Source organism: Aquimarina algiphila (genome assembly GCF_007489275.1).
GTDB classification, from domain to species: Bacteria; Bacteroidota; Bacteroidia; order Flavobacteriales; family Flavobacteriaceae; genus Aquimarina; species Aquimarina algiphila.
The window spans coordinates 125,069-134,047 of record NZ_VLNR01000006.1; the positions used below are offsets into that span (position 1 = coordinate 125,069).

Genomic DNA, 8,979 nt, shown 5'->3' on the forward strand with positions numbered 1-8,979 from the left:
AAGACTATGAAAAACATAAATAATATATTTTTATCGGGGCTAGCTCTCTTTTCGATGCTATTCTCATCCTGTTCAGATGATTTGGAAGGGATTGATGAAAATCCAAGAAATATTACACAAGAACAATTAGAAGTAGATTTCCAGAATGTAGGCTCTTTATACAAACCTATGTTTGAAAATATTTATCAATATACACCGCCTTGGTCGTATCAATTGCAACAGAATCTTAATGCAGATGTATTTTCTGGGTACATGACTAACCCTAGGCCATTTGTCGCTGGAGCCAATAATACTACATACAATTTGGTAAGTGGCTGGAATAATTTTATATGGAGCGTGCCTTATTCTAATGTGATGAATAATGCACGAACTATTGAAAATGAGACCAAAGATGAGTTTCCAGAATTATTTGCTGTATCTCAAATCTTAAAGGTTACTGCTATGCACAGGGTGTCAGATGTTTTTGGTCCTATTGTATATACAAAATTTGGAGCTTCTGCTACAACAAGTGAATATGATTCTCAGGAAGAGGCTTATACTGCTTTCTTTAATGACCTTGAAGAAGCGATTCAAATCTTATCTGATAATATAGATAGCCCAAGATTTACTGCTTTTGATTTAGCATATGGAGGTAATTATGAAAGTTGGATACGATACGCAAACTCATTACGACTACGTTTAGCCATTCGTATTTCTAAAGTAGATGCTGCCAAAGCAAAAACTGAAGGAGAAAAATCACTCAGTCATCCTATTGGGGTTATGGAATCTAATGCCGATAGCTTTTTTATAAACGGTACTCTTGATCACCCGATAAAGACCATCAATAACTCTTGGGGAGATATTAGAATGAATGCTTCTATGGAGTCTATTTTAATTGGCTATGATGATCCTAGAGCTAATTCATATTTCAGCGAAACGGTTCCAGGAGATAATACTACTGTCCCTGTAGTTCCAGGATCATTAAAAGGTGTTCGTAATGGATTGCCTTTATTACCAGGATACGCAGATGAGTTAGCGCAAAAAGCAGATTATATCACTTTTGCTGTTCTTAACGATAATGTATTAACATCATCTGTTCAACTTATGACTGCTGCAGAAGTGTTTTTCCTAAAAGCAGAAGCAGCATTAAGGGGATGGAGTGGTTCTGGAGATATACAAGGAAACTATGAGCAAGGTATAACATTATCTTTTCAGCAAAGAGGATCTTCTGGAGCGGCTGCTTATATTGCAGATAATACATCAACTCCACAAGATTATGTAGATCCTATTAATTCTGCAAATAATATTGCTGCATTAAGTACCATTACTATTGCCTGGGATAACGCAGCTAGTAATGAAGAAAAGTTAGAACGTATAATTACTCAAAAATGGATAGCAATGTTCCCCGAGGGGCAAGAAGCCTGGAGTGAATATAGACGTACAGGTTACCCAAAAATATTCCCAGTGGTTAGTAATCAAAGTGGTGGTATAGTAGATACCAATCTACAAATTCGAAGAATCCCTTTTGTGGATAGTGAATTACAAACTAACCCTGATGGCGTAGCTGGTGCTGTAACCAAACTTGGTGGCGCAGATAATGCAGGTACCCGGTTATGGTGGGATGTTCCTGGTGGAAATTTTTAATTACAATTAGCCATAAACTAAATTATGAAAGAGATGGAAAAACAATATATATTTTAACTCCATCTCTTTCATCTAAATCTTAAAGCCATTAAAACAACTAAAAAATATCAAACTCTTGAGAATATGATTCAGGAAATTGAATATAAACAGGTAGGGAAGTTCGAAAAAACGAAATTTGAGAAAATTCATAACGAAATATTTCCCGATTCATCAATAGCTTCAAAATTGGTTGCAAACGAAATAGCAGCATTGATTAAGCAAAAGCAAAAAGAAGGTAATACGTGCGTACTTGGCTTAGCAACAGGTTCTTCTCCTATAAAGGTGTATGAAGAATTAGTGAGTTTACACCGTTCTGGAGAACTAAGCTTTTCTAATGTAGTAACTTTTAATCTGGATGAGTACTATCCTATGGATACAGAACATCAACAAAGTTACTATCATTTTATGCACCAACATCTATTTGATCATGTGGATATTAATCCAGAGAATGTAAACATTCCCGATGGTACTATTCCAGTAGAAGAAATGGATCAATATTGCATAGATTATGAAATGAAAATTAAGCAATATGGAGGATTAGATTTTCAGCTTCTGGGAATTGGAAGAACAGGTCATATAGGCTTTAATGAGCCTGGATCTCACCCAAATTCTGGCACAAGAATTATTACCCTTGATCACGTGACTAGAACAGATGCTTCTTCTGACTTTAATGGTTTGGAACATGTTCCTAAAAAGGCCGTGACCATGGGGATAAGCACTATTATGAAATCCAGAAGAGTACTATTACTTGCATGGGGACATAAAAAGGCAACAGTGGTTCAGCAAACTATAGAAGGTGAAGTATCTTCAAATATTCCTGCTTCCTTTTTACAGCAACATAAAAACACTACTATCATTCTTGATTCTGAAGCAGCTTCAGAACTTACCCGAATAAAAACACCATGGCTTGTAGATCAATGTATCTGGACAGAGCAATTAAAATTTAAAGCGGTAACATGGCTAAGTCAGGAATTAAATAAACCCGTTTTAAAACTTACCGACAAAGATTATAATGATAATGGGATGTCAAGTCTTTTGGCTGTAGAAGGATCTTCTTATAATTTAAATATTAAGATCTTCAATAAACTTCAACATACAATTACCGGTTGGCCAGGAGGAAAACCAAATGCAGATGATACCAACAGACCCGAGAGGGCTTTACCTGCTAAAAAACGGGTTCTCATTTTCAGTCCGCACCCTGATGATGACGTTATATCTATGGGAGGAACTTTCTTAAGATTAATAGATCAAGGCCATGATGTTCATGTAGCATATCAAACATCGGGAAACATAGCTGTTACAGATGATGAAGCATTAAAATTTTCTGAAGTAGCTTATAATTTTCAAACCAACAATAAAGGGAATAATTTCAAAAAAGTAATAGAATTTCTTACCTCCAAAAACCCAGGAGATATTGATATTCCCGAAGTAAGATTGATCAAAGGGTTGATTAGAAGAATGGAATCTCTTGGAGCAATAAGACATTTTGGTTTATCTGATGAAAAAGTGCATTTTCTGGACCTTCCTTTCTATGAAACTGGTAAAATAAAGAAAAATCCACTTGGCGAAAAAGACGTAAAAATTACTGAAAACTTGATCTCAAAAATAAGACCTCATCAGATATACGCTGCGGGTGACCTTGCTGATCCTCATGGAACTCATAAGGTATGTTTGGATGCCATTTTTGAAGCTGTCAAAAACTTAAAAAATAAAGATTTCATGAAAGATTGTTGGGTATGGTTGTATAGAGGCGCTTGGCAAGAATGGGACGTTTCAGAAATTGAGATGGCTGTACCATTAAGCCCTCATGAGGTAAACAAAAAAACTAACGCTATTTTATATCATCAATCTCAAAAAGACCGAGTGATGTTTCAGGGTGAAGACTCAAGAGAATTTTGGCTAAGAGCACGCGAAAGGAATAGAAATACCGCAATGCTATATGATCAACTTGGATTGGCTGACTATGAAGCTATAGAGGCTTTCAAAAAATATAATTTTTAATGATACAACGCAATAAACTATGATATTATGTGCAGATAGTGGTTCTACAAAATGTGATTGGGTGCTCATCAATAATAATGGTCAACCTGTTTACAAATTTTTAACTCATGGTATAAATCCTCTTTTACTTTCTAAAAATGATATCCAGAGTATCATTCAAAAAGAAGATCTTATTGTACAAAAAAGTGACTTAATACATGGTGTGTATTTTTATGGAGCCGGGTGTGGTGAGGCTAAATCCAAAAAAAAGATAAATCTTGTTTTACAATCTATATTTAAGAACGTTAAAGAAATTAGCATAGAAGAAGATATTATTGGTGCTGTGAAAGCTACAACCCAAAAGCCAGGTATTGTCTGTATCTTGGGAACCGGTGCTAATTCTTGTTATTTTGATGGAAAAAAAGTAATTCAAAAATTTCCTGCTTTAGGTTACCTATTAGCCGACGAAGGTAGTGGTAATTACTTTGGAAAAATATTGATCAAAGATTATTTCTTGGGTCAAATGCCATTAGATATGGCCTCGCTTTTTAAACAGGAATATGATACTGACCTTGATCAATTATTAAATATATTATATCGTACTAGTTTTCCTAATAAGTATTTAGCCTCTTTCGCTAAGTTTATATTTAGAAATAGAGGTAATATATATATCGAAGAAATATTACATGAAGGAATTTTAAACTTTATACGTACATATCTTTTTCAATACAAAGAAGAATTATGTAAATATCCCATCCATTTCGTAGGCTCTGTTGCATATTATTCTCAGGATGTAATTAAAAAAGAATTGGATAATTATGGTTATCAGGTAAAGAGTTTTATCAAAAAACCCATCGACCATCTGGTTAAACAAATCGTTCAACAAGAAATCCTTCAAAAAATAAATTAATAATGAACATACGAAGTATATTTTTCTTTTTTTTAATTTTTATGGCTTGTAAAAACTCTGAAGTTTTACCTTCATCAACAGATCATTTTTTGAGCATTACTCCAAAACCATTAAGAGTAGTCTCCAAAAATGAAAAATTTGAAATTAACAAAAACACTTCTTTTCTATGTAAAGATGAGTCATCAAAGATTATTGCAAATTTCTTTGTTGAAAAAATAAAAGCTCGTATAAACCATTCTTTTACAGTATCTGATACTGGAAATACGAATAACAGGATTCAGCTTATAAAAGAAAACACATTAGGTTTTGAGGATGAAGAGTATCATCTTTCTATCTCAGAAAATGATATAAAAATAAAAGCAAAAACAGATCGAGGGTTGTTCTACGGTATGCAAACCTTTATGCAACTTCTTCCTTTGTATAATCATGATGTTATACAGCTTCCTTTTAAAATTAATGCCGTCGACATCGAAGATAAACCCCGTTTTAGTTGGAGAGGAATGCATCTTGATGTTTCCCGGCATTTTTTCTCTGTTGATTTCATAAAGAAACAACTTGATGTACTTTCTTTATTTAAAATAAATAAATTTCATTGGCATTTAACCGATGATCAAGGCTGGAGAATCGAAATTAAGAAATACCCTAAACTTACAACCATTGGATCTAAAAGGAAAGATGTTGATGGTTCTTACCATCAGGGATATTATACTCAAGAAGAAATAAGAGAAGTAGTACGTTATGCAAAAGATAGATTTATAGATATTGTACCAGAATTTGATACTCCAGGACATGCTATCGCAATTTTAGCAGCATATCCAGAGCTTTCATGTGATAACAAGGAGTATGAAGTGAGAAATTTATGGGGTATCGAATCCAGTATTCTATGTGCTGGAAAAGAAGAAACGTACACTTTTATCGAAAATGTTATCAAGGAACTTTCCTTTCTTTTTCCTTATGAATATTATCATATGGGAGGAGACGAAGTCCCCAAAGAACAATGGAAAAACTCATTAACCTGTCAGCAATTAAAAAAAGAAAAAGGATTAAAAGATGAGAATGAGATCCAAAGTTATTTTATGTCTCGTGTAGAAAAAATCTTAGAAAAATACAACAAGAAAATGATTGGTTGGGATGAGATTCTGGAAGGTGGTATTACTCCTACAACCAACATCATGTCATGGCAAGGTGAAGAAGGAGGTATCAAAGCAGCCAACGAAGGACATGATGTTATCATGACCCCCGTAGAGTATACTTATCTCAATTTCTACCAAGGTGATTATAAAGTAGAACCTCTTGCTTTTGGTGGGTACATCTCACTTGAAAAAACGTATAACTATGATCCTATACCAAAGGAAATTAAAATTGATAAAAGAAAACACATTTTAGGAGCACAAGGAAATTTATGGACCGAATACGCTTCTCAGGAAAAAACCATAGAATATTTGCTTTATCCTCGAATAATAGCTCTCGCTGAAACCACTTGGACACCCAAAGAAAATAAAGATTTTGATAATTTTTTAAAACGATTGAATACGATATATAATGTATTAGATCATTATAATATTAGTCACCATATCCCTCTTCCTGAAGGCCCTACTTCTGATAAAATAACTTTTATTGATAGTGTAAACCTAGAATTCACAACTACTCATCCGGTAAAAATGATATATACCACAGATGGGACAGATCCAAATGGAAATAGTGAAGAATACACAAAACCCTTATTATTTACAGAAACATCAGAATTAAGGATTGCTTCAATATTAGACAACGGTAAAATGAGCACTATTAGAAAATTATCGATAATAAAAGAAAAACCTATTGCTCCTTTGAATACCTCAGAGCTTTCTAAAGGGCTTGTTATGAAAGAAATTAAAGGACATTTTAAAAATGTGAATGATATTAAAAACAATACAAAAACACATACTTCAACTATAAAAAGAATTAAAGATTCTAATACTACCTATAGTTGGGGACATGAAGTTAATGAAGATAATTTTAGGGCAGTATTCTTAGATGGTTTTGTTGATATTCCAGAAGATGGTGTTTACTATTTTTCTAGTGTACAAGATCAGGTTTGGGTTGCCGATCAGTTATTAATTGATTATAAAACTCCGTTAAAAAAACATCCAAAAGAGAGTTCGATTGCTCTACAGAAAGGAAAACATAAACTTAAAATTGTGTATCTAAATAACATAGCTAAGGGTTGGGCAACAGATTGGAATACCGTTGAACTAAAATACAGAAAAGCATCAGAAATGAATTATAAAGAAGTAGACGAACATATGATCTTTCATTAATCTAATAAACTCCTAATTATAAAAATAGAAATCTACACAAACTCTAAAATTAACTAATTATGAATTTACTTAAAAGACTATCGGTTATCGTATTCATACAGGTTTTCTTTTTTTCCTGTTCAAATGAAAACTTTGTAGAAGATGAAATATTAGAAGCACAAAATGCTGAATCTAGTTCTATTGACAAATCAACCCTCACTGAGCCAATAATATTAGGATATTTTCCATCATGGTCAGAAAGTTGGGCAGCACCAGGACAGGGATCGAAACTAAGAGATATTCCAGAGCATGTAACCCATGTTTTCCTCGCCTTTGGGAAACCAAATCTCAGGTATCAAAAAGGATCTTTGGATATTACAAATACAGGTATTCAAACTCCTTATGGTGGTGAGACCTTAAAAGAATCAGTAGCAGCTTTAAAATCCAAAGGAATCAAGGTCATCTTATCTATAGGAGGCGAAACCTATTGGGGTAGCAATGCCGCTTATGACATAAATTATCAGCACATTAAAGATTTAGTAGATGATATGGGGTTTGAAGGTATCGATTGGGATTTTGAACCTAGCGGAAGTTTTCAAACCATTGGTGAGCCTATAAATGTTCAACGATTCATAGATTTCTTTAACAATTCCAGAGCAATCATGCCAAAAGGACAATATGTATTAGCCTGCGCTCCTGCTGGAGCTGGAGCTTTAGGAGGGCTTAATAATGATGATTCCTCCTCTCCTTATGGGTATAGTAAACGAAATGCTGTAACAGGAGAATCTGATACTAATTTATATAATGCAACTTCTCCTAATCAGGCTATTAGTTTATTTGGTTTTTCTTCAACAGGTCATATGATTCCTGTAATGAAAGCTGTAGGTGACAAAATTGATCTTATTGCTTATCAAGGGTATAACACTGGAGCTGCTAGTAATAGGAAGATTATGTACGATGCTTATAAGTATTATGCTAATCAATATGGGTTCTCAATTGCTGCTGGAACCCATTATCCAAATGAACCCTGGGGACCATATTATGAATACAACTATCAAAATATGGCAGATTTATCTAATCATATTGCCGCTAACAATTCTAACGATGGAGTTATGATATGGCAACTCTTATTAGGTAATGGTAATTCTTCTGCATATGGTTATGTTCATGTTGCCAGCCAGGTACTTAGTGGGGTTTCTCAATCACAAGCTATAGCAAACGCTGAAAACTATCCAGAATCTCCATACTCTGGTGGCGGTGGAGGCGGTGGAGGCGGATGTGAGTCTTCTCAATGGAATGCCGCATTAGCATATACCACTGGACAAGAAGTTGTATACCAAAATAAATTGTATAGAGCAAAATGGTGGACACAAGGTAATATTCCTTCATCTAGCACAGGAGCAGGGCAACCATGGGAATTTATAAGAGATTGCGATGGTGGTACAGGTGGAGGAAATAATCAATCTCCTTCGGTTTCTATTACCGCTCCGGGAAATAATTCTTCTATAGTCGTAGGACAAGCCATCAATATTGCTGTAAATGCTACTGATATTGATGGATCAATAACTAAAGTTGAATTTTTCCAGGGAAATACAAAATTAGGAGAAGATACAAGTAGTCCTTATACGTATTCATGGTCTAATGCTACTGTAGGAAGCTATAGCTTGAGTGCTGTTGCTACGGATAATAACAATGCTACAACTACATCCGGTTCTGTTTCAATTACCGTAACCTCTTCTGGCGGAGGTGGAGGAGGTTCTTGTAGAGGTGTTACCAACTGGCAAGCCTATCCTATAGTATATAATCAAGGTGATCGTGTAGTATATCAAAATACTTTATATGAAGCACAAACAGGTCCTATCTGGGTTACTCCCGGTAGTGGTGAACATTGGTGGAAAACCATAGGGTCATGTCAATAATACCAGCTTAATTATAGTACACTAAAATGAGCTTTTGATTGTTTTAATCCTCTTTTGTCTATTTTGATGAAAGAGGATTTTTTGAATAAAATAATTATATCTACCCGTTGTGCATTTAGTTAATATTAATTTTTAGGTTGTTTATATTTCTGTTGAATTCAAACCTATTGATATATTGAATAATGGTCATTGCTGTGATCTTTGATAAGATTCTATTTTTAAATCCCTC

General features: G+C 34.2%; 5 protein-coding genes and 1 pseudogene. 5 read left to right on the forward strand and 1 reads right to left on the reverse strand.

Features of this window, described 5'->3' with window-relative positions; translation table 11 throughout:
* Positions 1-6: 6 nt before the first annotated feature.
* From FOF46_RS04545 to FOF46_RS04565, 5 genes are all read left to right on the forward strand, one after another.
* Positions 7-1,623, forward strand: a complete 1,617-nt coding sequence (locus tag FOF46_RS04545; protein WP_143915604.1) for a RagB/SusD family nutrient uptake outer membrane protein — start codon at positions 7-9, stop codon at positions 1,621-1,623.
* Positions 1,624-1,746: 123 nt separating this feature from the next.
* Complete coding sequence (gene nagB / locus FOF46_RS04550) at positions 1,747-3,663, forward strand: glucosamine-6-phosphate deaminase (RefSeq protein WP_143915605.1); 1,917 nt, start codon at positions 1,747-1,749, stop codon at positions 3,661-3,663.
* Between the two features lie 19 nt (positions 3,664-3,682).
* Positions 3,683-4,552: a BadF/BadG/BcrA/BcrD ATPase family protein gene (locus tag FOF46_RS04555; protein WP_109434502.1), complete on the forward strand. Its 870-nt coding sequence runs from the start codon at positions 3,683-3,685 to the stop codon at positions 4,550-4,552.
* Between the two features lie 2 nt (positions 4,553-4,554).
* Positions 4,555-6,852, forward strand: coding sequence for a family 20 glycosylhydrolase (locus tag FOF46_RS04560; RefSeq protein WP_143915606.1), 2,298 nt, complete (start codon positions 4,555-4,557; stop codon positions 6,850-6,852).
* A gap of 59 nt (positions 6,853-6,911) precedes the next feature.
* Positions 6,912-8,750 carry an Ig-like domain-containing protein gene (locus FOF46_RS04565; RefSeq protein ID WP_143915607.1) on the forward strand — a complete coding sequence of 613 codons (1,839 nt, stop codon included), beginning with the start codon at positions 6,912-6,914 and terminating at the stop codon, positions 8,748-8,750.
* 115 nt (positions 8,751-8,865) lie between these two features.
* Here FOF46_RS04565 and FOF46_RS32480 read toward each other — a convergent pair.
* Positions 8,866-8,979, reverse strand: a pseudogene (locus FOF46_RS32480) (IS982 family transposase); the annotation flags it as partial.